Source organism: Actinomyces weissii (assembly GCF_016598775.1).
In the GTDB taxonomy this organism is placed as follows: domain Bacteria; phylum Actinomycetota; class Actinomycetes; order Actinomycetales; family Actinomycetaceae; genus Actinomyces; species Actinomyces weissii.
Genome location: NZ_CP066802.1, coordinates 1,434,821 through 1,460,052, shown reverse-complemented (window position 1 = coordinate 1,460,052; position 25,232 = coordinate 1,434,821). Strand labels below are relative to the sequence as shown.

Below are 25,232 nucleotides of genomic sequence, written 5' to 3'. Positions count from 1 at the left end.
GGTGCCCCGGGGCGCGGTTCTAGTATCAGTCGGTGCTTGTCAGGACGCTGCGCAGCTACCTGGGACCCTACTGGGCCTCGTTGATCCTGGTTCTGGTGCTCAAGCTGGTGGAGACCGTCGCCGCCCTGACGCTGCCCACCCTGAACGCCAGGATCATCAACGAGGGCGTAGTGGCTGGAGACACCGGTCGCATCTGGCGGCTGGGGGTCCTCATGCTGGTGGTGACCACGCTGCAGGGCCTGGTGGCCATCGGCGGGACCTACCTGGCGGCCCGGGCCTCCATGGGCCTGGGACGCCACCTGCGCCAGGACCTGTTCGCCCACGTCCAGCGCATGAACGTGGAGGAGGTCTCCCGCTTCGGGGCGCCCACCCTGATAACCCGCGCCACCAATGACGTCCAGCAGATCCAGATGGTCGTGTTCCTGGTGTTCTCCATGATGCTCATGGCCCCGATCATGCTGGTGGGCGGCACCTTCATGGCCCTGCGGGTGGACGTGCCGCTGTCGGGGCTGCTGCTGGTGCTGATCCCGCTCCTGCTGGTGGTGGTCGGGGGACTGATGAGCCGCCTGCTGCCTCACTTCAAGCAGATGCAGTCCCGTATCGACCGCATAAACCTGGTGATGCGCGAGCAGGTGCAGGGGGTGCGGGTGATCCGCGCCTTCGTGCGGCAGCAGGAGCGCCAGCAGGTCTTTGCCCGGGCCAACGAGGAGCTCACGAGCACCGCCCTGGCCATCGGCTACCTGTTCGCCGTGCTCATGCCCGCGGTCATGCTCATCATGAACCTGGCCTCCCTGGGCGTGCTGTGGTTCGGGGGCCGACGCATCGAGTCCGGGGCCCTGGAGGTGGGGGACCTGACCGCCTTCCTGAACTACATCACGCAGATCCTGTTCGCCGTGATGATCTCCGTGATGATCGCGACGGTCCTGCCCCGCGCCCAGGTGGCCGCCGAACGTGTCCAGGAGGTCCTGGAGGTCCGGCCCGCCATCACCGCACCCGCTCGGCCCCGCCACCTGCCCGCCCTCACCGGGTCGGGCCGGGGCCGCACCGTACGGCTGGAGCAGGTCACCTTCCGCTTCCCCGGGGCCCAGGCCCCCGCCCTGCAGGACGTGAGCCTGACACTGGCCCCCGGCACCACCACCGCCCTGATCGGCTCCACCGGCTGCGGCAAGACCACCCTGGTCAACCTCCTGCCCCGGCTCCTGGACGTGACCAGCGGCCAGGTCACCGTCGACGGCGTCGACGTGCGTGACCTGGACCCCCAGGAGCTGCGCGCCGCCGTCGCCACCGTGCCCCAGAGGGCCTACCTGTTCTCCGGTACGGTCCGCTCCACCCTGCAGCACGGCCAGCCGGGTGCCGATGACGGAGCCCTGTGGGCGGCCCTGGAGACCGCCCAGGCCGCGGGCTTCGTGCAGGCCCTGGAAGGCGGGCTGGACCACCAGGTGGACCAGGGTGGGGTCAGTTTCTCCGGCGGGCAGCGTCAGCGCCTGGCCATTGCGCGCGCCCTGCTGCGGCCCGCCGGGGTGTACGTCTTTGACGACTCCTTCTCCGCCCTGGACCAGGCCACCGACGCCCGCCTGCGCGCGGCCCTGCCAGCAGCCACCCAGGGGGCCACGGTGCTGGTGGTGGCGCAGCGCGTGGCCTCGATCAGGCACGCCGACCAGATCGTGGTGCTGGACCAGGGCCGGGTCGTGGGCACCGGCACGCACGAGGAGCTGATGGCCTCCTGCCCCACCTACCAGGAGATCGTCCTGTCCCAGATCAGCGCGCAGGAGGCGGCATGAGCCACGGACCGGGGCCCCGCGGCGGCAGGCCCGTGGAGAAGGCCAAGGACTTCAAGGGCACCTGGCGCCGCCTGCTCCAGGTGCTGGCCCCGGACCGGGCACGGGTCAGCCTGGCGGTGCTGCTGGCCGTAATCGCCGTGGTGCTGAACGTGCTGGCCCCCAAGGCGCTGGCGCGGGCCACTGACATCATCTTCGCTGGCGTGCTCTCCAGCCGACTGGCCACCATAGGGCTGCCCCCGGGGACCCGAGGCAGCGAGCTGGTGCGCCTGCTGGTGGAGGCCGGGGAGGACGGCTACGCGGCCATGGTGCCCGCCTACGGCGTCGTGGTGGGGCAGGGCATGGACACGCCCGCCCTGCTGGTGGTGCTGGCCCAGGTGCTCGCCCTGTACGGGGTCTCCGCCCTGTTCATGTGGCTGCAGGGCTACGTCCTGGTCGGGGTCGTGCAGCGCGTAGGCAGGCGGATGCGTTCTGACGTGGAGGACCGGCTCAGCCGGGTGCCGCTGTCCTACATCGACCAGGGCAGCCGTGGTGACATGCTCTCCCGCCTTACCAACGACATCGACAACGTCACCCAGACCCTGCAGCAGACCCTGTCCCAGTCGGTCAACGCCTTGGTCATGGTGCTGGGCGTGCTGGCCATGATGCTCACCGTCTCGGGGGAGCTGTCCCTGGTGTCCCTGGCTGGCCTGCCGGTGGCCGTGCTAGTCACGGTGCTGATCGCCAAGCGCTCCCAGCCGCACTTCAAGGAGCAGTGGGAGGCCACCGGCGACGTCGGCGGGGTGGTGGAGGAGGCCTTCACCGGCCACGAGGTCGTGGCCCTGTACTCCGCGCAGGAGGAGTTCTCCCGCCTGTTCGAGCAGGAGAACCAGCACCTCTACCACAGCTCCTACAAGGCCCAGTGGATCTCCGGGACCATCCAGCCCGCCATGCGCGTGGTGGCCAACCTGGGATTCGTGCTGATCGCGGTGGTGGGGGCCCTGTGTGTTACGCAGGGGCGCATGACCCTGGGGGACGTGCAGGCCTTCATCCAGTACTCCCAGCAGCTCACCCAGCCGGTCACCCAGCTGGGGGCCATGGCCAACCTGCTGCAGTCCGGGGCAGCCAGCGCGGAGCGCGTCCTGGAGATCCTGGACGTCCCCCAGGAGGAGGAGCCGCCGCAGCCGCAGCACCTGGCCCAGCGCGTGCAGGGGCGGGTGGTCTTTGAGCACGTCCGTTTCTCCTACACGCCGGACAGGGAGCTCATCAAGGACCTGAACCTGGTGGTGGAGCCGGGACAGACCGTGGCCGTCGTGGGTCCCACGGGGGCGGGCAAGACCACCCTGGTGAACCTGCTGCTGCGCTTCTACGACCCCCAGGGGGGCCGGATCCTGCTGGACGGCGTGGACACCCGCCAGGTGCCGCGCAACGAGCTGCGGAACCAGATCGGTATGGTGCTGCAGGACACCTGGCTGTTTGAGGGCACGATCGCGGAGAACATCGCCTTCGGGGCCGCGGGGGCGGGGGAGGCGCAGGTGCTGGCCGCAGCCCGTGCCGCCAGCGTGGACCACGTGGTCTCGGCCCTGCCCAAGGGATACGGTACGGTGATCGACGACTCCGGCGCCGGGGTGTCGGCGGGGGAGAAGCAGCTGATCACGATCGCCCGCGCCTTCCTGGCCGACCGCCAGGTACTGGTGCTGGACGAGGCCACCAGCTCGGTGGACACGCGCACCGAGCTGTTGGTGCAGCAGGCCATGGTGGGGCTGCGGCAGGGGCGCACCAGCTTTGTGATCGCCCACCGGCTCTCTACTATCCGGGACGCGGACGTGATCCTGGTGATGGAGGAGGGGGACATAGTGGAGCAGGGCAGCCATGAGGAGCTGCTTGCCCGCCGCGGGGCCTACTGGCAGCTTTACCAGGGCCAGTTCGAGGGGCCTGCCGTCGCGGAGGGGAAGGCCTCCGTTGAGGGGCAGGCCGCTGAGCCGGGGGCCCTGCCGCCTGGGGGCACCGGCCAGGCCGGGAACACTGGAAAGCCTGGGGACTCCAGGCAGTCCGGGCAGGCCTGTGAGAGCAGGGAGAGCAGGGACGGCGCACGCCTGGGGAGGACGTCTTGATCATCAAGCTGGAGAGCCTGCAGGGGCTGGGCGAGCCCGCTACCGCCGCCCTGCTGGAGGACTACACGAGCCTGACGGACGTGGCGCTGCGCCGTCGCCTGGAGACGGAGCGGGGCCTGTACATGGCCGAGTCCTCCAAGGTGATCGCCCGGGCGGTGCAGGCCGGGCACGCCCCGCGCTCCTTCCTGATGGCGGAGCGCTACCTGGAGGAGTCGGGGCCGCTTATCGCCGCCGCCACCGGCACCGGCGGGCGGGCCGACGGCGGGCAGGTGCCGGTGCTGGTGGCCCCTGAGCCGCTGCTGCGCCAGATCACGGGCTTCCACCTGCACCGGGGCGCCCTGGCGGCCATGCACCGCCCCGCGCTGCCCTCCGTGAGCCAGGTGCTGGCTGGTGCCCGGGGTGGGGCAGGTGCCCGGCGGGTGGCGGTGCTGGAGGACCTGGTGGACCACACGAACGTGGGGGCGGCCTTCCGGTCGGCCGCCGCCTTGGGGATGGACGCCGTGCTGGTGACCCCGCAGTGCGCGGACCCGCTGTACCGGCGCAGCGTGCGGGTGTCCATGGGCACGGTCTTCCAGGTGCCGTGGACGCGTATCGAGCGTTGGCCCGCGCTGGACGAGCTGCACGCGGCGGGCTTCACGGTGGCGGCGCTGGCGCTCAGCGACGACTCGGTGAGCCTGGACGAGTTCACGGCCTCCCCGGCCTGTACGGAGGCAGGCTCCCGGGTGGCGGTGGTGCTGGGCACGGAGGGGGACGGCCTGGCCCAGCGCACCATTAGCGCCGCCGACGCCGTCGTGCGCATCCCGATGTCCGGGGGCGTGGACTCCCTGAACGTGGCGGCCGCGGCGGCGGTGGCCTTCTGGGCGCTGCGCGTGCCTGACTGAGCGCCAGCCGCTTCTGTAAGGCGTGTCCTAGACGGCTGTCGGCCCGCTCCCTAGATGGGGAGCGGGCCGACCTTCGCGCAGCCGCAGGCTGTGCCTGCGCTCCTGGGTGTCAGGCGGTCACGCGGATCAGCGGCGCGCCGGGGGAGACCTCACCGGAGGCCACCAGCTCCACCTTGGAGAAGGCGGCCGTGTTGGTGACGATCACCGGGGTGGTCAGCTTGTAGCCAGCCTCCTCCACGACGGCGCGGTCCACCCGCACCAGCTCCTGGCCCGCGGTGACCCGCTCACCCTGCTGGACCTTCTTGTCAAAGCCCTTGCCCTCCAGGTTCACGGTGTCCAGGCCCACGTGGATCAGCAGCTCCACGCCGGAGTCCAGGGCCAGGCCGAAGGCGTGGCCGGAGCCCATGGCGGCCACCACGGTGCCGTCGGCCGGGGCCGTCACCACGATGTCGCCAGCGGGCTCGACGGCGGCGCCGTCGCCCACCACACCGGTGGAGAACACGGGGTCCTCCACCTGGGCCAGCTCCAGGGCGGCACCCTGGACCGGGGCGGCGACCTGGGTGACCGTGCCGGGCACCAGGGCGGGCTTGGCGTCGGTGACGCTGCTGGCAGCGGTGGCCGTGGCAGCAGCCGGGGCGGCCATCAGCGCCATGTCGGCGGCGGTCTCAGCCGGATCGGCCTCCACCTGGCCACCACCGGCGGCGGCCAGGGCCTCTGCCCGCTCCTCCTTGGTGCGGTAGTCCGAGACGACGATCAGGATCATGGAGGTGGCGAAGGCCGCGGCGATCGCGATGCCGTAGACGCCGATCGGGGAGAAGACCGGGATGGTCAGCAGGGAGGTGAACACGAAGGTGGAGGCCTTTACACCACCCAGGATGCCGACGGTCAGACCGCCGACGGCGCAGCCCACCAGCATGCGGGGGTAGATGCGCTTGTAGCGCAGGTGGATACCGTAGAGGCTCGGCTCGGAGATACCACCGAGCAGACCGGCGGCCAGCGCACCGGTAGCGGTCTGCCGCATCTCCTTGTCCTTGTCACGGATGGACAGGAACAGCACGCCGGCGGTGGCCCCGAAGCAGGCAAAGTTCCAGGTGCCCATGGGGCCCTGGATGAAGTCGTAGCCCAGGGTCTGGATGTTGAGCAGCATGAGCGCGTTCAGCGGCCAGTGCAGGCCCAGGGGTACCAGGAAGGGGTACAGCAGCGGGATGACGATCGCGAAGACGATGGGGGCGTGGCCGTTGAGCCAGGCCAGTCCGGCACCGATACCGGTACCCGCCCACACGGCGATCGGGCCGAGCACGAAGGCCGTCACCGGCATCATCACCAGGAAGGACAGGAAGGGCACGAAGACCATCTGCAGGTTCGTGGGGATGATCTTCTGGAAGCCCTTGTAGATAGGAGCCAGGACCGCCACCATCAGCAGCGGCACGAAGACCTGGCCGCCGTAGTCATGGAGCTGCATGGACAGGCCGAAGACCTGGGCGACGCAGGACTCGGTGCCCAGGGTGGCGTTGGTGGTACAGGTCACCTGCTCGCCGAACTTCAGGGCGGTGGTGAACAGTCCTGAGCCCTCGGCGGTCTCGGTGTAGGCCTTCTCGCCCAGGCTCATGAAGTTGGGGGTCAGGAGGGCCGCCATGATGGCGGTGCCCACCCAGGGGTCGATCTTGAGCTTCTTGGAGGCGTTGTAGGCCACCATCACGGGCAGGAAGTAGAAGACCGAGCGCCACATGGAGTCCACGAAGACCCAGCTGGCGCCCTTGCTGACGTCGTCGCGGAAGTCGATGATCCCCAGGGCGTCGAGCATCGCCTCGGCCGCGATGATCAGGGAGGCACCCAGCAGGACCGGCAGCAGGGGCCGGAAGGAGTCGGACAGGTACTCGAAGAAGGCGTCCACGATGGCGTTCTTGCCGCGGGCCTTGGCGCGGGCGGCGGCCTTGACGTCGGCGTCGGACATGCTGCCTGCCGACCTCATGGACGGCAGCTCCATGATCTGGGTGTAGACGCCCTGCACGGCACCGCCGATCACGATCTGGTAGCGGTCGCCGGACTGGGGTACGGCCCCCATGACCCCGGGGATCTTCTCCACCGTGGCCTTGTCCACCACGGACGCGTCCTTGAGCTCGAACCGTAGACGGGTGGCGCAGTGCGTCAGGTGGATGATGTTGGAGGCGCCACCGACTGCGTCGAGGATCGCCTCCGGTGTGCTTGTGGTTGTTGCCATGCTGCAAACCTCTCAGGTGCTCAATGCGCAAAATGGCGCGGTCCAGCCAGGGAGGGCACGCGGGTGCCCTCGGACGGCTGGACGGCTTGAAACAGGACCGTAGCGCGAAACTTCGCGTTGTCCACAGTATTTCCAACTCCTGTCAGAAAGTCTGATGTCCACCGACAAGCTGGGAGTGGCCTTCTTACAGAAGCAGGCTGGTGCCTGGCACTACCAGGTGCCCCTGACCTGAAGGAGGCCCACCGATGACCGCCAGCACACAGTCCCTGATCTGCCCTACCGCAACAGAGGACTCCTCCGGCAGCGTGCTGCCAGCGCCACAGTCCCCGCCGCAGCCCCCGCCACCCAGGCCGGGGCTCTACGGCGCGCGTGGCTGGACCGTGCGGCTGGGGCTGTGGACGCTGCTGTCCCGTTTCCCTGACGAGCTGCGCCCAGTGCCACCGGCCTGTGCCGGTGGTCCTTCCACCAGCCCGCTGGACGGGGCCGGGGCGCCGGTGAGCGACTATGTGCCCTTTGCGGGTCTGGACGCCCAGGCGGCCACGGACCTGCTGGCGGTGCTGCCAGAGGATGCCTTGCAGGACCGCCAGAACCAGGCGCCAACGCTGCGGGCGCTGCTGCGCGCCTGCGCCCAGGGAGGTGGGCGGGTGCGCCTGTGCGGCTACGGCATCGGCCCCCAGCGCCATGACGAGCGGCTGAGCGTGGAGGGCCTGTGGGTCAGTGACCCAGGGCTGGCCGGGTTCGAGGTGAGTCCCACCCACGCCCCCGGCTGCGGCTGCCAGGGGCTGTGGGCGCGGGTCAGCCAGCGATACCAGCTGGACGCAGAAGGCGCGCCGGACGAGCTGCGGCGCCTGTGCCCGACCTGGGCCGGAGGCCAGGATGGCTGGTGGTTCTGGTGGGACTGAGGCAGGGGCTGGCGGAACGGGCTCGGGTCCTGGCGGCTCTGCGCCCGGACGGGCTGTGACCTGGACGGGCCGGGGTGGGGGCGGTTACCGGAACCGGCGTCGGCGTGCGGATCCTGTGACCTAGACGGGCCAGGGCAGGGGCCTAGCCGGTCCGGCCTGCCCAGGGTCAGCCCGTAGCATGGCCACCGTGATCAACGTCCAGGACCTGACCATGCGCATCGGCGCCCGCCAGCTCGTAGCCTCCGCCAGCTTCCGGGTGGACAAGGGCATGCGCATCGGCCTGGTGGGGCGCAACGGCGCGGGCAAGACCACCATGACCAAGCTGCTGGCCGCCTCCGCCGTCGCCCAGGGCACCAGCCAGTCCGTGGCGGACGCCGACGAGCGCCACGGACTGGAGGCGGTGGAGCACGAGGGCACCATCAGCTGCAACGGCTCGGTGGGCTACCTGCCCCAGGACACCAAGGTCGGTGACCTCAGCGAGCTGGCCCGGGACCGGATCCTGTCCGCCCGCGGCATCGACGCCCTGCTGGCACGCATCCGCAAGGCGGAGGAGCGGATCGCCACCACGCAGGGCGACGCCATGGCCAAGGCCCTGGACCGCTACACCCGCCTGGACCACGAGTTCACCATGGCGGGTGGCTACGCGGCCGCCTCGGAGGCCTCCCGCATCAGCGCGGCCCTGGGCCTGCCGGACCGGGTCCTCAACCAGCCCATCGGCACCCTCTCCGGCGGGCAGCGCCGCCGCGTGGAGCTGGCCCGGGTGCTCTTCCAGCAGCCGGACACGCTGCTGCTGGACGAGCCCACGAACCACCTGGACCACGACTCCGTGGTCTGGCTGCGAGACCACCTGCGCAGCTACTCCGGGGGCTTCATCATCATCAGCCACGACGTGGAGCTGCTGCGGGACACCGTGAACCAGGTGATGCACCTGGACGCCAACCGGGGGGTGCTGGACGTCTACCACCTGGGCTGGGACGCCTACCTCAAGCAGCGGGCCGACGACGAGCACCGGCGTCGGCGCGAGCGCACCAACGCGGAGAAGAAGGCTGCCGCCCTGCGCGCCCAGGGCGAGAAGATGCGGGCCAAGGCCACCAAGGCCGTGGCCGCCCAGCAGATGCTCAAGCGGGCCGAGCGGCTGCTGGAGGGGCTGGAGGCTGAGCAGCAGGCGGACAGGGTGGCCCACCTGCGCTTTCCCGACCCCGCCCCCTGCGGCAAGACTCCGCTGCGGGCCCGGGGGCTGTCCAAGGCCTACGGCTCCCTGGAGGTGTTCGCCGGGGTGGACCTGGCCATCGACCGGGGCAGCCGCGTGGTGGTGCTGGGGCTCAACGGTGCCGGCAAGACCACCCTGCTGCGGCTCCTGGGCGGGGTGGAGCAGCCTGACTCCGGTGAGGTGGTGCCCGGGCACGGCCTGAAGATCGGCTACTACGCCCAGGAGCACGAGACCATTGACAGCTCGCGCACGGTGGTGGAGAACCTGCGCCGTGCCGCGCCCCAGATGGACGACACCCAGGTCCGCTCCGTGCTGGGCTCCTTCCTCTTCTCCGGGGCGGACGCGGACAAGCCCGCCCGGGTGCTCTCCGGCGGGGAGAAGACCCGCCTGGCCCTGGCCCTGCTGGTGGTGTCCTCCGCCAACGTGCTGCTTCTGGACGAGCCCACCAACAACCTGGACCCGGCCAGCCGGGAGGAGATCCTGCGGGCCCTGAGCACCTTCGCGGGCGCGGTGGTGCTGGTGACCCACGACGAGGGGGCGGTTGCCGCCCTCAACCCGGAGCGGGTGCTGCTGCTGCCCGACGGCGACGAGGACCTGTGGAACGACTCCTACATGGAGCTGGTGACCCTGGCCTGAGGCCCCAGGCACGTGGGTGAGGGGGGTCACCTAGCAAGTCGCGTGGCATCCATACAGGGCATGGAAGTAGGGTGGCGGTAGGTAAACCTGGCGCGCACACGCACCGTGCACGTCCCACGCGAGCCCAGACGGGCGTACCAGCAGGAGGCAGGCAGAATGGCAGAGCCCAACGAGGCGGCAACGACCACCGAGACCCCCACCCACGAGGTCATGCTCACCGAGGTGGCTGCCGCCAAGGTAGCCAGCCTGCTGGCCCAGGAGGGACGGGACGACCTGCGTCTGCGCGTGGCCGTCCAGCCGGGCGGCTGCTCCGGCCTGGTCTACCAGCTCTACTTCGACGAGCGGCTGCTGGACGGTGACGCCCTGCGCTCCTTCCCCAGCGGCAGTGAGCACATGGAGAGCGTGGAGGTGGTCGTGGACCGCATGAGCGTGCCCTACCTGTCTGGCGCCACTATCGACTTCGCGGACAGCATCGAGAAGCAGGGCTTCACCATCGACAACCCCAACGCCAAGGGCTCCTGCGCCTGCGGCGAGTCCTTCCACTGACCTCCCTATACCTCTCATGGCCAAGCGGCCACTGCGGCAGCCTGGACCAACCCGCCCGACACAACCCCGGAGGAGCACCCTTGCCTCGCAAACCGATCGTCCTGACCACCCTGGCCCTGGCCACCTCCCTGTGCCTGGCTGGCTGCTCCGGCACCAAGGAGGAGCCAGTGGTGGAGGTGGCCACCAACGTGGACTGCTCAACCTTGACCATTGACAGCGACGCTCCGGCGCTGCCCACGATCAGCGATGTGCGTGGCGCTGAGCCGACCGTTGAGTGGAGCGGCAAGAAGGCCCCCGAGAACCTCACGGTCAAGATCCTCCAGGAGGGTGACGGCGCTGAGGTGGCGGCGGGCGCGCAGGTGACGGTCAACTACAGCGGCTGGCAGTGGGACTCCAGCACTGCTTTTGAGTCCTCTTTCAGCAAGGGGGCGCCTCCTTCGTTCTCGGTGGACGGGGTTATCACCGGCTGGCGCTGTGCCCTGCCCGGCAAGCACGTGGGGGACCGCCTGCTGCTGTCCATCCCGGCGCAGTACGCCTACGGTACGGACAGGTCCAGTGGCAAGCCCACCGGCACCCTGGTGTTCGTGGTCGAGATCGAGGGCACTGAGAGCCTTGAGGAGGTCAACGCTGGCACCAAGGACGCGGTGCCGGAGGGTGACCAGCAGGTCGCTGACCGTGGTCTGACGGTCTCCGGTGAGCTGGGTGCCCCGGCCACCGTCTCCGTGAACGACGGCGCCGTGGCGCCCACGGAGAACGAGTTCATCGTGCTGGCCCGGGGCAACGGGGAGGCCATCACCGAGAACTCGGTCGTGCTCATCCAGACGGCGGGGAGCAGCTGGGACAACCTGGAAACCTTCTCCACCTGGGAAGAGAAGCAGCCCATGCGGATCTCTGCGGGCTCGGACCCGGCGCTCAAGGGCATCATCGGTCTGCCCGTCGGCTCCCGGGTACTGGTACTCATCCCTGGTGACGCGGAGTCTGAGACCCCGGCGCTGGCGCAGGTGATCGACCTGGAGCGCCTGGACTGAGCGCTCGCACCTAGACACCAGCCAGAAGGGGTGGTCCCGGAACACGGTTTCCGGGACCACCCCTTTTCTGCTGGCTGCTGCCAGCGTGCCTCAGCGTCTCAGCGCAGGATCAGGCCCTGGGTGCGGGCGACGGCGTCGGCCAGCCGCTGCGAGACGTCGGCCCAGTTGGCGATGTTCCAGATCGCCTTGACGTAGTCGGCCTTGACGTTCAGGTAGTCCAGGTAGAAGGCGTGCTCCCACATGTCCACCATGAACAGGGGGATGGTGCCCACCGGCACGTTGCCCTGCTGGTCGAAGAGCTGGAAGACCACGAGCCTGCCGGACAGGGAGTCGTAGGCGAGCACCGCCCAGCCGGAGCCCTGGATGCCCATGGCGGCGGCGGTGAAGTGGGCCTTGAAGCGGTCGAAGGAGCCGAAGGAGTCCTTGATGGCCTCAGCCAGCTCGCCCTCCGGCTCGCCGCCGCCGTTAGGGCTGAGGTTCTTCCAGAACACGGAGTGGTTGGTGTGGCCACCGAGGTTGAAGGCCAGGTTCTTCTCCCACAGGTTGACGGCCCCCAGGTCGCCCGCCTCCCGGGCCTGGGCCAGGGCCTCCAGGGCGGCGTTGGCCCCGGCGACGTAGGCGGCGTGGTGCTTGTCGTGGTGGAGCTCCATGATGCGCCCGGAGACGTGCGGCTCCAGGGCGGCGTAGTCGTAGGGGAGCTCGGGGAGCGTGTAGGTGCTCATGTCTGCCTTTCTGGACGGGTGTGCAACCAGACCAGGATAGTCGCCCCGCTGGGACCTTATGCCTAGGAGGTGGCTCCGCTTAGAGCGTGAACCTGTCCCGCTACACTGTGCCTGGACGCCGCCCCACGCCGCACGGAGGAACCATGACCGACCAGGCCGCCGAGAGCCTTGAGCTGCTCGTCTTCGCTGACGACTCGAATGTGCGTGAGCAGGTGATTAACGGTGTCGGGCGCCGCCCCGCCAAGGGCCTGCCGCTGGTGTCCTGGACCCAGTGCGCCACCGCGGAGGGGGTGCGTCTGGCTATCGCGGACCGTGCCCAGGCCGGTAAGGAGCCTTTTGCCGCCCTGGTGCTGGACGCGGAGGCCAAGAAGCTGGGCGGCATGGGCCTGGCGCACGAGCTGCTCACCTCCCTGGACCAGCGTCCCCCGGTGGTGCTGCTGACCGCCCGCCCGCAGGACGGCTGGCTGGCCACCTGGGCGCGCGCCGACGCCGTCGTGCCCCGTCCCCTGGACCCCATGAGCCTGCAGGAGGCCGTCGCTGGCGTCCTGCGCCGCCGCAACGCCTGAGGGGGAGGCTCCCGACGCCGTAGGGGCGGCTGCTCAACGGTCTGAGTGCAGCACCTCCTGGTGGCGGGCGGCACCGGCGACGGGGCTGGAGAGCACGGAGCCGTCACCTTCCGGCCCTTCCAGCTCTACCAGGCGCGTGCCCTCGCTGAGCACCCAGTCCGCCAGCAGCAGCGTCTCCTCCACGCTGGTCTGCGCGCCGATCCGCTCCGGGCGGGCCACTACCTGGGCGGCGGAGCACAGGGCTGCCACCACGGGGCGCGGGTCGGCTCCCGGTGGGGAGGTGGCGGAACCGGCCAGCCGCCCCCAGCGCACGCAGACGATCTCCCAGCCGCCGGCCTCCAGACGGCGTGCCGCGACCAGGTGCGGGCAGGCCAGCAGGGGGCGGGCCCGCTGCGCCCGTTCCGCGGCCCGCAGGAAGGCGCGCAGCCGGTCGGTCCAGGTGCCAGCCTCCTCGTAGCGTTGCGCGGCCGCCAGGGCACGGATCCGCTCCAGCAGGGGCGCGGCCACCAGGTCCGGCTCGTCAGCCAGTGCCCGGCGGGCCTGCTCCAGGGACTCGGCCGCGCCCAGCGGGGGGCCTGCTGCCTGCTGGCCGGGTGGTGGCAGGGAGGTGCTGCTGCCGTCCCAGGGCTCCAGGCGCAGCACGGACTCGGCGGCCCGCAGGGCGGCGGCACCCCGGGAGCGGGAGGAGAAGGGGCCCACCACCTCCCCGAGCCGGTCCGTGTCCGGCACGGTGGTCAGCCTTAGGCGGGGGCGCGGTCCGGGGGCCAGGGCTAGCCAGGGGCGGCGCCGGGGGGAGCGGGAGCGGCGGTTGGCGGGTGGGTCCAGCTCGTCTATCTGCCGCAGCTCGCGCACCCGCGCCTCGATCAGGGTGGGGCACTCCACCACCCGCACCTGCTGGGCCACCCGGAGCATCCGGCGCACGTGGGGGCGGGTCTCAGCGGCGTTGAAGTAGGAGCGCACCCGCCGTCGTAGGTCCGTGGCGCTGCCCACGTACAGGACCTGGCCGTCGGGGGAGAGGAACTGGTAGACGCCCGGGGTGCTGGGCAGGCCGTCAGCCAGCCGGGTCTTGGCGCGCAGCTGGGCGGGGACCCGGTCCTGGGCGGTCGCCAGGTCCTCCACGTGGGTCAGCCCCAGCCCGGCCAGCACCTCCAGGGAGGCGTGCAGCACGTCCACGGTGGCGCGGGCATCGTCCAGGGCCCGGTGGGTGGGGGAGGTGCTGGCGCCGACGTGGGCGGCCAGGGTGCCGAGGCGGTGGTTGGGCACCTGGCTGCGGTCCCAGGCCCGGCGGGCCAGCGCCAGGGTGTCCACCACCGTGGGTGCGGGCCACTCCAGCCCCAGGGCCTGGGCGGCCCCACGCAGGTGGCCGACGTCGAAGCGGGCGTTGTGGGCCACCAGGGCCGTGGCCTCCTCGTGCAGGCGCGCCCACTCCAGGAAGGTGACCAGGGCGGCCCGGACCGGGGGCGCGGTGGCGACCATGGCGTTGGTGATGCCGGTGAGCAGGGTGATCTGCGCGGGCACGGCCACGCCGGGGTTCACGAGCGTGCCCAGCTCGCCGAGCACCTGCCCGCCGCGCACCCGCACCGCCCCGATCTCGGTGATCGCGTGGGCACCCGGGGAGCCGCCGGTGGTCTCCAGGTCCACGACCACGAAGGTGACCTCGGACAGAGGGGTGCCCATGTCGGCGAAGGACGGCTGAAAGGGCACGGTAGAAGGCTAGACTGGTCGGCGTGCCTGAGATGGCCAGGCACCGTCCCTAGCAGGAGTTCCCGTGGCATACCGAGCGATGAAGGTTGTGGCAGGTCCAGGCATTGAGCTGCTGTACCAGCCGTGGATCCGTGGTGCGGAGAACATCCCGGCCACGGGGGCCGCGATCCTGGCCTCCAACCACCTGGCGGTTATCGACTCCTTCTTCCTGCCGCTGCTGATCGACCGGGAGGTCGCCTTCATCGGCAAGTCGGACTACTTCACCGGCAAGGGCGTCAAGGGCTGGGCCGTGAAGCGCTTCATGACGGCGGTGGGCACCATCCCGGTGGACCGTGCGGGCGGGAAGGCCTCCATGGCGGCTATCCAGGCGGGGATCGACCGGCTGCGCTCCGGGGAGCTGTTCGGCATCTACCCGGAGGGCACCCGTAGCCCTGACGGGCGCCTGTACCGCGGCAAGACCGGGGTGGCGCGTATCGCCCTGGCCACGGGGGCCCCGGTGGTGCCGGTGGCCATGATCGGCTCCAACCTGGCCCAGCCGATCGGCCAGGTGCTGCCCTCCACCCGGCACCGGGTGGGGATCGTGGTGGGCAAGCCCCTGGACTTCTCCCGCTACCAGGGGCTGGAGAATGACCGTTTCGTGCTGCGCTCCATCACTGACGAGATCATGTACGCGCTCATGTCGCTGTCCGGGCAGGAGTACGTGGACCTGTACGCCGCGGACGTGAAGAAGGCCATGGACGCCGAGCACAAGACCGCGGCGGAGGTCACCGAGCAGATGCTCGCCGAGCAGCGCAGCCGCCGCCCCGCCGCCCCCGTGGTGGAGGCCCCCGGTGGGCGCCCCGCCCCCGAGGTGGAGGTCCCCGAGCCGCCCCAGGAGGAGGCCCCGGAGCCAGACCCGGGCGCGGACGGCGCTGAGACGGCTGACCCCAAGCACTGAGGTGCCGTAAGGCGCACCATTTGGGTGGTTGAGTCCACAGGCTCCCTCTAGTCTTGGCCTTGCCAAGTACCGATGGGGGTAGAAGCGTTGGAGACTACAATCCTGGTCCCTCTGGGGATCACCCTATTCAAGACAGTTGCTTGGGCGGTAGGCGGTTCTGATGCTGCTGACGGCGTTGAGCGTGCCGAGGGTGTGGTGAGTGGGTTTCTGCGCCTAACCAGATCGCCCAAGAACAGGGCTCAAGGTGGTGAGCAGCTGGCCAAGGACCTCTGCCGCCAGGTTGAGGCGTATATCCAGGGTTCTAGCGAGTACCGGGATGTCAGTGACGCTGACTGGCAGGCGGCTGCTGCGGGCGTGGTGAAGGTGGTGGAGCAGTGGCCGGAGACCGCGCGAGTGCAGGCTGGTTTCTCCTGGGAGGCGGCCCGGGAACTGCTCTTGGAGCATGGTGGCCGCCGGGTACGTGGTGAACTTGGTGACGAGGGTGCCAAGGCTGCTTTTGACCTGCTGCTGGAGCTGAGCTCCAAGAAAATTGCTGAGTACTTCAGTGACCGCGATGCGCTAAAGCGCCTGGTTGAGGACCTGGAGACCATGCAGAAGCAGACGGCAGAACTGGTGAGTCGGCCAGTGGATGGCCAGCGTGCTAGCAGTGTTGCTCAAGAAAGCCGCGACAGGCTGCAAAGACTGGCTCCAAGAAAACTAATAGGTCGCGAGAAAGAGCTATCTGATCTGAAGGAGTTCGTGCTCGGTGACGAAGGCTCTTGGTTGGCCTATCAGGCTCCAGCGGCCAGCGGGAAGACTGGCCTTCTGGCAACCTTTGCCCTTAATCCGCCAGAGAATGTGTGGGTGGTGTCGCACTTTGTGCGCCGGAACGAAGGTCTTCATGACCGGGATGAGTTTGTCTTATCTGTTCTGGGGCAGTTGGCTGAAATGGTGCAACGGTACTATGTGCGTCATCCTCAAGGTGCGGAGCAGAACAATGTTTTTCAGGAAGCGTTGAAGGAGGCTTGGAAGCTGTGTGAGGCTAGCGATCCCAAGATTAGGCTTGTGCTGGTGGTTGACGGGCTTGATGAGGATGCCTTTTTTGAGGGCTCAGAAAGTTCCGGAAGGAAATCTATACTCTCTGTCTTTCCGCTCAGGCTCCCTGCTGGGGTCAAGGTGATTACCGCTTCGCGTCCGAATCCTAAAGCACCTCCCGATGTGCTCTGCCAGGACTTTGGGGGTAGGGTAGACGTAAATTTGACTCTGTCTGAGCATGCGGCTAAAAGTGTCAAACGTGAAGAGGTGGTTGAGTTTCTTGAGAGTGAGGGAGGCCTAGAGGTTGCTGCCTTTCTGGCGGCCTCTCGCGGTGTGCTGACCGTGGATAATCTGAAGCAGCTTCTTCGTTGTCTGGATTTGCCTAGTAGGCTCCCTGTGCAAAAAATGGTTGATCGGTCGCCGGGGAGAATGTTGTTGCGCCAGAATGTCGGATATGATGGGGTTGAGGTGTGGGCCTATCGCCTGGGGCACGACTTCGTAACTAGGGCGGTGCTACGCGAACTGAAGTTGGAAGAGTTTGGCGAGGGTCCTGAGCCAGAAGAACAGTCCTTCTGGAGTAGGTTGGATGAGGAGGCTCTCCAAGAGTATAGAGAGATCATATGCAAATGGGGGGAGGCCAGAACCGAGAAGGGGTGGTCTGAGCGGACTCCCGGTTATCTTCTCAGTAGCGGCTATCTTGAGGTTCTGCAACGTACGGACGGGGGTGGCTGGTCCTGTTTGGAGGTTCTGGCTAACTCGTCTCGTAATGATGAGGTGGTTCGCCGTCACGGTAGTGCCTATCGGGTTATTAGTGACATAGATATGCTGGGTGAGGGCATGTTGCGTGAGTGGCGTGCAAGCCTGACTGCTGGCCAGTTGGGGCAGTTCCTTGCCCTAATTAAGGAACGGGCCAGGTTGAGTGGATCCTTCATATATGTTCCCGGGCTTGTTAAGTATATGCTTTCAGATGAAGGGTCCGAGTCTTCAAGGTTGGTGATTGAGAGGATTCTTACGCTCTCCAATCCTGAGAGTATGGTGGCTGCGCTAGAAGAGTATGTTGACTCTGAGATAACTGCTGAAGAAGTCGAAAGCTGTCTAGAATCCCTTGGTTCTGTCTATGGGTGGGTTCGCTATAGTGAACAACTTTGCGGTCGCGTGCGGCGCGTAGAAATTAGGGCTCTTCTGAAGTCTGGGAAGATGCTTGATAGGGCATGTGAGGCTGCCCGGCAGGTGGAGGAACCGCACAGTCGTGCTGAGGCTCTGAAGGATGTGGCGGTGGCTTTGGTGGGGGCTGATCGTGGGTCTAAGGCTGTTGAGTTGCTTCGGGAAGCAGGTGAATCTGCCCGGCATGTGAGAAATTCCCTATTCCGTACGGTGGCTCTTAAGGGTGTGGCGCAGGCTATGGCGGGGGCTGGCCAGTTGGGTGCGGCTTTGGGGCTTGCCCAGCAGGTGGAGGACCCGCGTGGTCGTGCTAAGGCTCTTGCTGGTGTCGCGGTGGCGCTGGTGGAGGATGGTCGCCGGGGTGCGGCCTTGGTGCTTGCCCGGCAGGTGGAGGACCCGCGTGGTCGTGCTGAGGCTTTGAAGGATGTGGCGCAGGCTTTGGTGGTGGCTGGTCGGGAGTCTGAGGCTGTTGAGCGGCTTCGGGAAGCAGGCGAATCTGCGCGGCAGGTGGAGGACCCGCGTGGTCGTGCTGAGGCTTTGAAGGATGTGGCGCAGGCTTTGGTGGTGGCTGGTCGGGAGTCTGAGGCTGTTGAGCTACTTCGGGAAGCAGGCGAATCTGCCCAGCAGGTGGAGGACCCGTATAGTCGTGCGGAGGCTCTGAAGGATGTTTCGGCGGTCCTTGTGGAGTCTGGCTGGGTGGATGAGGCTGTTGTGCTTCTTGGGGAAGCAGGTGAATCTGCCCGGCAGGTGAGAAATTCCCTATTCCGTACGGTGGCTCTTAAGGGTGTTGCCGAGGTCATGGTGGGGGCTGGGCAGGTAGGCGCGGCCTTGGATTTTGCTCGGCAGGTGGAGGATCCGCGTGGTCGTGCTGAGGCCTTGACCGGCGTGGCGCAGGCTATGGCAGGGATTGGTCAGGTGGATGAGGCTGGTAAGGTGATTGATGAGGTGCTTGAGAATGCTCGGCAGGTGGATGACCCCAACGATCATGCTAATGCTCTGACCGGTATGACGCAGCCTATGGCAGGGGCTGGCCAAGCGAGTGAAGTGACGGAGTCTGCCGGGCAGGTGAAGTACCCGAACCTGCGTGAGAAGGATCTGTGGGGTGTGGCAATGTCCCTGATGGATGCTGGTCAGTTAGACTTAGCCACAGCCGTGGGACTTGCACGGCAGATGGAAGACCCTGGCGAACGTGCGCAGGCACTGAAGGAGATGGCCCAGATGTTGGCCCAAGCAGGCGAGCATGACAAGGCGGCCGCGATAGTTCAGGACGTGCTTGATCCAAATGCTCGTGGAGAGGGTCTGAATACTGTCATTCACGAGCTCTGCGCGAAGAATAAAGGTCAGAAGGCAATTGACTTGGTGCAAGGCGAGTATGAGTGGGTTCGCAGCAACAGTTTTGAACGAGACACGGTTTCAGGGTTCTACGGCGTGCTGGCTCGCGCCTGCTCAGACGGTGCGAGGACCCTGGCGGAGCAAAGCGCCAGCGAATCGGAGGCCAGTACGCTGAAGTCCCTGGCCCGAACCGGGCTGGCGCACTCGTGGATGCTTGGCGCCTCGGTCTGGGACAACTTTGCGGCCCTCCTGCACGTCGCCCCGGACCTGGCTTATAGTCTCGTCAACGAGCGGCTGCTCAATGGTGACAAGCAGTCTGAACAAGCCTGCTAGGCCCCGGCGCTAGGCTAAGGCTCATGCTTGTCCGCGTCCTCTTTTACGGCCTGAACATCGTCTACACCGCCGTACTGGCAGGCTTCATGATCTCCTAGGTGGTCACCATGGGGGCTTTCTTCAACTACCCCCTCAGCCGCGGGCGCCGCCAGGAGCTCCAGCACCTCCTGCTGCCCTTCCACAAGGATGAGAAGGTAAGCGCCAAGTACGCCGCCTGGGTGCTGGGGCAGGTCCTCGTGGCCGGGGCCAGCCTGGCCCTGAACCACTCCCACCTGCCCCTAGGCGCGCAGGTCCTGGCCGTCGTGGCCATGCCCCTGTGGTACACCTTCCACCGCTTCTCCGGCTTCGCCCGCCTGGAGCACCTGGCAGAAGGCGGACCACAGGACGTGCCCGACCAGGTGGTGCAACGGTTCGTGCGCCTGAACCTGCCCGTGCACAGTGGCTACGCCCTCGTCTACCTGCTCACGGCGGCCTGGCTGGTGGCCGGGCTGGCCTGAGACCCGGCCCTCAGTCCACCCTGACCGCGTAATTATCTAGGTACGCTCCTTCGGGCACCCGGGGGGGCGCGTGCTGAGTGGGAGAAGGCCGCTCGCCCACCCACGCTCCTTCGGGCACCCGGGGTGCGTGGGTAGCAGCAAGGGTGCCGTGATGGGCAGCACGCGTAGGGCGGTGCTGTTCCAGGTGCCAGGGCAGGCATGGGCCGCGCTGGGCTGGGTGGCTAACCGGCTCCGGTACCGCGAGCCCCTGACCAGCAGATAAGCACCTTCCCCTGAAGGTCGGCGTGGTTGGGGAGCCTGTCACTGGCGGAGGGCTATAAGCCCCAACGCCGACTGCTGAATCCTCAACTACCGCGTTATCAAGCCAAAAACCTCCAGGCCCCAGCACCGGGGGACTGCTGTAGTCCTCCGCCAGTGACAAAACCGGTCGGCCAGGCGCCCAAGCACCCCCAGGAAGCAGGCCCCTTCACCCGCCACCAGTCCCACCCGGCCCGCCGGGGCCGATGGTCCGATAGGTCGTGTCAGCGCTCCCCGCTAGGATTGGGGGTGACAAGCCTCCCCAACACCGAAAGGCTCACGATGACGATCCGTCGCGTCGCCCTGCTCACTGCGGGCGGTTTCGCCCCCTGCCTGTCCGCCGCCGTCGGCGACCTGATCGAGCGCTACACCGAGGTCGCCCCCGAGGTCGAGATCATCGCCTACCAGTACGGCTACCACGGCCTGCTCACCGGCAACTACATCGTCATCGACGAGGAGGCCCGCAAGAACGCCGGCCTGCTGCGCGAGTTCGGCGGCTCCCCGATCGGCAACTCCCGCGTCAAGCTCACCAACGCCAAGAACCTGGTGGAGCGCGGCCTGGTCAAGGAGGGCGTCAACCCCCTGGAGTTCGCCGCCGAGCAGCTGCGCAAGGACGGCGTCGACGTCCTGCACACCATCGGTGGTGACGACACCAACACCACCGCCGCCGACCTGGCCGCCTACCTGCACGAGAACGACTACGAGCTCACCGTCGTCGGCCTGCCCAAGACCATTGACAACGACGTCGTGCCGATCCGCCAGTCCCTGGGCGCCTGGACCGCCGCCGAGCAGGGCGCAGGCTTCGCCTTCAACGTGATCGGCGAGCACCGCTCCAACCCCCGCATGCTGATCGTCCACGAGTGCATGGGCCGCAACTGCGGCTACCTCACCGCCGAGACCGCCCGCCGCTACCACGAGCTGCTCAGCACCAAGCAGTGGGCCCCCTCCCTGGGCCTGACCAAGGAGCGCTGGGACGTGCACGCCGTCTTCCTGCCCGAGATGAAGCTGGACCTGGCCGCCGAGGCCAAGCGCCTCAAGGCCATCATGGACGAGCAGGGCAACGTCAACATCTTCCTGTCCGAGGGCGCGGGCGTGCCCGAGATCATCGCCGAGATGGAGGCCGCCGGCCAGGAGGTCCAGCGCGACCCCTTCGGCCACGTCAAGCTCGACACCATCAATCCCGGCCAGTGGTTCGCCAAGCAGTTCGCTGAGCTGATCGGCGCCGAGAAGGTCATGGTGCAGAAGTCCGGCTACTACTCGCGCGCCGCCGCCGCCAACCAGGAGGACCTGGACCTCATCAAGCAGATGTGCGACCTGGCCGTCGACTGCGCCCTGCGCGGCGAGCCCGGCGTGATCGGCCACGACGAGGAGAACGGTGACGCCCTCACCGCCATCCCCTTCCCGCGCATCGCCGGAGGCAAGCCTTTCGACATCACCCAGGACTGGTTCACCAGCCTCATGGCCGAGCTCGGCCAGGACGTCGCCCCCGCGGAGGCCACCCCCGAGCACTGAGCCACCCCGCTGGCCCGTGCCGCTGGCCCACTGCCCTGGGCGTCATGCGCTGAGCACCACGCTCTGAGCCCTGCGCCCTGAGCCTCTCCTAGGCAGGCGCCGCCAGCCAGGCAGCCGGAGCCCCCACCGTCCGCACAGCGTGAGACGGTGGGGCTCCGCCGTCGGCCCACCTATGCTGCTGCCGTGATGAACGAGCTCTCCACGCCCCAGACCACCCCCAGCTGGCGGGCGTGCAAGGCCGCCCAGCAGCCCAGCTACCCCGACGCCGCCGCGCTGGCCGCCGTCACCGCTGACCTGCGCACCCGCCCGCCGCTCGTCTTCGCCGGAGAGGTGGACGCCCTGCGCCGCGCCATGGCCAAGGTGGAGCGGGGCGAGGCCTTCGTGCTCATGGGCGGGGACTGCGCCGAGTCCTTCGCGGACAACACCGCCAACAACATTCGCGCCAAGCTGCAGACCGTCCTGCAGATGGCCGCCGTACTCACCTACGGGGCCTCCACTCCCATCGTCAAGATCGGGCGCATGGCCGGGCAGTACGCCAAGCCGCGCAGCAGCGACACCGAGACCCGCGACGGCCTCACCCTGCCCGCCTACCGGGGCGACGCCGTCAACGACCACGCCTTCACCCCCCAGGCCCGCACCCCCGACCCCACCCGCATGCTGGACGCCTACCTGCGCAGCGGCACCACCCTGAACCTCATCCGCTCCTTCACCATGGGCGGCTACGCCGACCTGCGCGAGGTCCACTCCTGGAACCGGGGCTTCACCGCCAACCCCGCCTACAAGCGCTTTGAGGCCTTCGCCGACGAGATCGACCGCGCCATGCGCTTCATGGCCGCCGCCGGGGTGGACTTTGACGCCCTGCGCCAGGTGGACTTCTACGCCGCCCACGAGGCCCTGCTCCTGGAGTACGAGGACGCCATGATCCGGGAGGACTCCCGCTCCGGGCGGCTCTACAGCACCTCCGCCCACCTGCTGTGGGCCGGGGAACGCACCCGCGAGCCGCAGGACGCCCACATCGCCCTGCTCGCCGGGGTGCACAACCCGGTAGGGGTCAAGATCGGGCCCCGCACCACCCCCCAGGAGGTGCTGGCGCTCGTGGACCGCCTCAACCCCCAGGGCGACCCCGGCCGCCTCACCCTGATCACCCGCATGGGCGCCGACCGGATCCGCCAGGCCCTGCCCCCGCTGATCGAGGCCGTCCAGGCTGACGGGCGGCCCGTCTCCTGGGTCACCGACCCCATGCACGGCAACACCATCACCACCGCCAACGGCTACAAGACCCGCCGCTTCGACACCATCATGGACGAGGTGCGCGGCTTCTTTGAGGTGCACCGGGCGGCAGGCACCCACCCGGGAGGCATCCACGTGGAGCTCACCGGCGACGACGTCACCGAGTGCCTGGGCGGCGGCGAGCACATTGACGAGGCCACCCTGGCCCGGCGCTACGAGACCCTGGTGGACCCGCGCCTGAACCACCAGCAGTCGCTGGAGATGGCCTTCGAGGTCGCCGAGATGCTCAGCCGGTAGCTCCCAAGCCGCCAGGGCCGACGGCGTAGGCCGCCCTCACCCGCCCCGTGCCGTCCAGGCTGGCAGGCAGCCGGTCCCGGACCTTGAGCGTCACGGCCTAGCCGTAGACCTCAGTCACGGCCTAGCTGTAGACCTTGAGCGTCACGGTCGAGCCCTGCTTGACGCTGGAGCCCGCCGCCGGGTCCGTGCCCTCCACGTCCCGGAAGACGAAGAAGGGGCGGTGCACCTTGCGGACCTGCACCACCAGGCCCGCCTGCTCCAAGGTCTCCTTGGCCGTCTTCTGGTCCAGATAGGTGACGTCCGGCACCGTCACCAGCTGCTGGCCCTTGGAGACACTCAGGTCCACCGGGTCGCCCTCGAGCACCTCCGTGGCCGCCGCCGGGGTGGAGGACACCACCGTGCCGGACTCCACGGTGTCAGAGCTGACCTCCACCACCTGGCCCAGCACCAGGCCCGCCTCCTTGAGGGCAGCCTCCGCCTCCGCCCTGGTCTTGCCGACCACGTCCGGCACGGTAGCGGGCCTCGGCCCCTTGGACACGACCACGGCCACAGCCGAGGAGTGGTTCACCGAGGAGCCAGACCTAGGCGTGCAGGAGACGATCCTCCCGGCCTCGACCTGGGCGGAGTACTCCTCGGTAACCGCCCCCAGCCGCAGCCTGGCGTCGTCCAGGAGCTTGGCGGCCTCGTCCTTGGAGTGCCCCGGAAGCTCAGGGACCACCACCTGCTCGATCCCCCGGGAGACCACCACCGTAAGCTCGCTCCCCGGGGATACGCGCTGGCCGGGGGAGGGGGTGGTGGAGACCACCACCCCGGCTGCCACGGTGTCTGAGAAGACGTCCTCAGCGCGCGCCCACCTCAGCTCAGAGTCCTTGACACGGGCCTCCGCCTCCGCCACCGCCAGACCGGTCACGTCAGGCACGGACACCCGCCGCCCCGGCCCGAGAGTCAGGTACCAGGTGGCTCCGGCCCCGGTGCCGCCCACCACCCCCAGCACCGCCGCCACCAGCACGGTGCGTCGGCTGGGGCTGCCCGCCCGGTGCGGTGCCGCGCCAGCAGCCGCTTGCGTCGCCGTCGCGGTGGCTGTGACGGCCCCGGTGCCAGCAGCCGGGTCCTTGGTGCGCAGCACAGTGGTGTTGTGCCGGGCCAGGCTGGTATCCAGGCGGGTGGTGCCCGCCGGGCCGATAGAACCGACCGGCAGCGACACGGTGCGCTGCCCCACCGGGGAGACATCCTCCGCTATCGGTGCCACTGGCTCAGAGCCACGCTCAGGAGGTGTTGAGGCTGCCTGAGCGGAGGGGGCAGGGCTGTTCAGCTCCAGGGCCGCCCGGGCCCGCCCCACCAGGTCCGCCCCGTAGCCTTCGGGGGGAACTTGGCCGCCCGTGCGGCGCACTGCGAGCTGAGCGGGCTCCAGGGACTCCTGCGCCCTGCGCAGCAGGGCGGCCGCGCTGTCAGCGTCCTGTGGACGCTCCGGCTGCTCACGGGAGGTCAGGGCCGCCACCAGTGCATCCACCTGCGGGCACAGTCCCGGCACCAGGGCGGAGGGCGCAGGCACGTCCTCGTGTACGTTGCGGAAGGCGATGTGGATCGGGGTCTCCCCACGGAAAGGCTGCTCTCCGGTGAGCATCTCGTAGAGCATCACCCCTACGGAGAACACGTCCGCCCGGGGGCTGGAGTCACCGGCGGTAATCAGCTCCGGGGCCAGGTAGGCGACGGTCCCCAGCACGTTGCCGGTGGTCGTCTGGGTGGTCTCCGTGACGGCACGGGCCAGGCCGAAGTCAGCGACCTTGGCCACCGTGCCGTCCGCAGGCAGCAGCACGTTCTCCGGCTTGATGTCCCGGTGCACCAGCCCGGCCCGGTGGGCGGCCCCCAGCGGGCGCAGCACCTGCACGGTCAGGCTCAGCGCCTCCTGCACCGACAAGGGTCCCGCCTCCACCAGGTTGCGCAGGGTGGGCCCCTCCACGTACTCCATGACCAGGTAGGCGACGCCGTCCAGGCTGCCCTGGTCGTACACCGCCACCACCCCAGGGTTGGACAGGCGGGCCGCCGCCCGGGCCTCCCGGCGGAAACGGGACACGAAGTCACTGGACTCAGCCAGGTGGGGGTGCATGACCTTCAGCGCCACCACCCGGTCCAGACGGCGGTCATTGGCGCGGTAGACCGTGGCCATGCCGCCGCGCGCCACCCGGTCGACAACCTCGTAGCGGGAGTCGACTACACGTCCGATCAGGGGGTCTTGGGTCACGGGCGCAATCTTAGTAGGACTCAGGTCCGGTCCTGGTCAGGCGGGGACTCCTGCCCCTGCACGCGCGGTCCGTCAGCAGGTGGGGCTGCCGTG

The 25,232-nt window shown here is 68.6% G+C and carries 16 protein-coding genes and 1 pseudogene; 13 read left to right on the top strand and 4 right to left on the bottom strand.

Annotated elements, in window-relative coordinates; all coding sequences use genetic code 11:
- Positions 1 to 32: 32 nt before the first annotated feature.
- The 3 genes and pseudogenes from JG540_RS05990 (at position 33) to JG540_RS05980 (ending at position 4,752) form a co-directional block, all read left to right on the top strand.
- Complete coding sequence (locus JG540_RS05990; protein ID WP_200274742.1) at positions 33 to 1,781, top strand: ABC transporter ATP-binding protein; 1,749 nt, start codon at positions 33 to 35, stop codon at positions 1,779 to 1,781.
- Positions 1,778 to 3,670, top strand: a pseudogene (locus JG540_RS05985) (ABC transporter ATP-binding protein); the annotation flags it as partial. The gene JG540_RS05990 and the pseudogene JG540_RS05985, both read left to right, overlap by 4 nt.
- Before the next feature lie 197 nt (positions 3,671 to 3,867).
- Complete coding sequence (locus JG540_RS05980) at positions 3,868 to 4,752, top strand: TrmH family RNA methyltransferase (RefSeq protein ID WP_407648295.1); 885 nt, start codon at positions 3,868 to 3,870, stop codon at positions 4,750 to 4,752.
- Between the two features lie 109 nt (positions 4,753 to 4,861).
- On the opposite strand, the gene JG540_RS05975 is transcribed toward JG540_RS05980, so the two are convergent.
- Positions 4,862 to 6,973 carry a glucose PTS transporter subunit IIA gene (locus JG540_RS05975; protein WP_200274740.1) on the bottom strand — a complete coding sequence of 704 codons (2,112 nt, stop codon included), beginning with the start codon at positions 6,971 to 6,973 and terminating at the stop codon, positions 4,862 to 4,864.
- A 245-nt stretch (positions 6,974 to 7,218) separates the two neighbouring features.
- Between JG540_RS05975 and JG540_RS05970 the strand changes: the two genes are divergently transcribed.
- From JG540_RS05970 to JG540_RS05955, 4 genes are all read left to right on the top strand, one after another.
- Entirely contained in the window at positions 7,219 to 7,875 is a 657-nt protein-coding gene (locus JG540_RS05970; RefSeq protein WP_234042702.1) for a hypothetical protein, read from the top strand.
- A gap of 187 nt (positions 7,876 to 8,062) precedes the next feature.
- Complete coding sequence (locus tag JG540_RS05965; protein WP_200274739.1) at positions 8,063 to 9,721, top strand: ABC-F family ATP-binding cassette domain-containing protein; 1,659 nt, start codon at positions 8,063 to 8,065, stop codon at positions 9,719 to 9,721.
- Between the two features lie 156 nt (positions 9,722 to 9,877).
- Positions 9,878 to 10,267, top strand: coding sequence for a HesB/IscA family protein (locus JG540_RS05960; protein ID WP_200274738.1), 390 nt, complete (start codon positions 9,878 to 9,880; stop codon positions 10,265 to 10,267).
- An 80-nt stretch (positions 10,268 to 10,347) separates the two neighbouring features.
- On the top strand, positions 10,348 to 11,295 hold the full coding sequence (locus JG540_RS05955) for an FKBP-type peptidyl-prolyl cis-trans isomerase (protein WP_200274737.1): 948 nt from the start codon (positions 10,348 to 10,350) through the stop codon (positions 11,293 to 11,295).
- A 98-nt stretch (positions 11,296 to 11,393) separates the two neighbouring features.
- On the opposite strand, the gene JG540_RS05950 is transcribed toward JG540_RS05955, so the two are convergent.
- Positions 11,394 to 12,017 (bottom strand): superoxide dismutase, encoded by a 624-nt coding sequence (locus JG540_RS05950; RefSeq protein ID WP_200274736.1) that lies wholly within the window; start codon positions 12,015 to 12,017, stop codon positions 11,394 to 11,396.
- Positions 12,018 to 12,160: 143 nt separating this feature from the next.
- On the opposite strand from JG540_RS05950, the gene JG540_RS05945 reads away from it, so the two are divergent.
- Positions 12,161 to 12,583, top strand: coding sequence for a response regulator transcription factor (locus JG540_RS05945; RefSeq protein WP_200274735.1), 423 nt, complete (start codon positions 12,161 to 12,163; stop codon positions 12,581 to 12,583).
- A gap of 33 nt (positions 12,584 to 12,616) precedes the next feature.
- On the opposite strand, the gene JG540_RS05940 is transcribed toward JG540_RS05945, so the two are convergent.
- On the bottom strand, positions 12,617 to 14,260 hold the full coding sequence (locus JG540_RS05940; protein WP_200278163.1) for a DEDD exonuclease domain-containing protein: 1,644 nt from the start codon (positions 14,258 to 14,260) through the stop codon (positions 12,617 to 12,619).
- A 106-nt stretch (positions 14,261 to 14,366) separates the two neighbouring features.
- Between JG540_RS05940 and JG540_RS05935 the strand changes: the two genes are divergently transcribed.
- From JG540_RS05935 to JG540_RS05915, 5 genes are all read left to right on the top strand, one after another.
- Positions 14,367 to 15,224 carry a lysophospholipid acyltransferase family protein gene (locus tag JG540_RS05935; protein ID WP_200278162.1) on the top strand — a complete coding sequence of 286 codons (858 nt, stop codon included), beginning with the start codon at positions 14,367 to 14,369 and terminating at the stop codon, positions 15,222 to 15,224.
- Between the two features lie 354 nt (positions 15,225 to 15,578).
- Positions 15,579 to 19,064, top strand: a complete 3,486-nt coding sequence (locus JG540_RS05930; protein WP_200274734.1) for a hypothetical protein — start codon at positions 15,579 to 15,581, stop codon at positions 19,062 to 19,064.
- Between the two features lie 107 nt (positions 19,065 to 19,171).
- On the top strand, positions 19,172 to 19,561 hold the full coding sequence (locus JG540_RS05925) for a hypothetical protein (RefSeq protein WP_234042701.1): 390 nt from the start codon (positions 19,172 to 19,174) through the stop codon (positions 19,559 to 19,561).
- Between the two features lie 579 nt (positions 19,562 to 20,140).
- Entirely contained in the window at positions 20,141 to 21,370 is a 1,230-nt protein-coding gene (locus JG540_RS05920; protein WP_200274733.1) for a pyrophosphate--fructose-6-phosphate 1-phosphotransferase, read from the top strand.
- A gap of 186 nt (positions 21,371 to 21,556) precedes the next feature.
- Positions 21,557 to 22,897 carry a class II 3-deoxy-7-phosphoheptulonate synthase gene (locus JG540_RS05915; protein WP_200278161.1) on the top strand — a complete coding sequence of 447 codons (1,341 nt, stop codon included), beginning with the start codon at positions 21,557 to 21,559 and terminating at the stop codon, positions 22,895 to 22,897.
- Between the two features lie 121 nt (positions 22,898 to 23,018).
- Here JG540_RS05915 and JG540_RS05910 read toward each other — a convergent pair whose 3' ends face one another.
- Entirely contained in the window at positions 23,019 to 25,139 is a 2,121-nt protein-coding gene (locus JG540_RS05910) for a Stk1 family PASTA domain-containing Ser/Thr kinase (RefSeq protein WP_200274732.1), read from the bottom strand.
- Positions 25,140 to 25,232 lie beyond the last annotated feature (93 nt).

Coding starts and splice junctions, on each gene's coding strand:
- JG540_RS05975 (WP_200274740.1), bottom strand. CDS start 6,973: ATGGCAACAACCACAAGCACACCGGAGGCGATCCTCGACGCAGTCGGT.
- JG540_RS05970 (WP_234042702.1), top strand. CDS start 7,219: ATGACCGCCAGCACACAGTCCCTGATCTGCCCTACCGCAACAGAGGAC.
- JG540_RS05920 (WP_200274733.1), top strand. CDS start 20,141: ATGACGATCCGTCGCGTCGCCCTGCTCACTGCGGGCGGTTTCGCCCCC.
- JG540_RS05925 (WP_234042701.1), top strand. CDS start 19,172: ATGGGGGCTTTCTTCAACTACCCCCTCAGCCGCGGGCGCCGCCAGGAG.
- JG540_RS05940 (WP_200278163.1), bottom strand. CDS start 14,260: ATGGGCACCCCTCTGTCCGAGGTCACCTTCGTGGTCGTGGACCTGGAG.
- JG540_RS05945 (WP_200274735.1), top strand. CDS start 12,161: ATGACCGACCAGGCCGCCGAGAGCCTTGAGCTGCTCGTCTTCGCTGAC.
- JG540_RS05935 (WP_200278162.1), top strand. CDS start 14,367: ATGAAGGTTGTGGCAGGTCCAGGCATTGAGCTGCTGTACCAGCCGTGG.
- JG540_RS05950 (WP_200274736.1), bottom strand. CDS start 12,017: ATGAGCACCTACACGCTCCCCGAGCTCCCCTACGACTACGCCGCCCTG.
- JG540_RS05960 (WP_200274738.1), top strand. CDS start 9,878: ATGGCAGAGCCCAACGAGGCGGCAACGACCACCGAGACCCCCACCCAC.
- JG540_RS05915 (WP_200278161.1), top strand. CDS start 21,557: ATGAACGAGCTCTCCACGCCCCAGACCACCCCCAGCTGGCGGGCGTGC.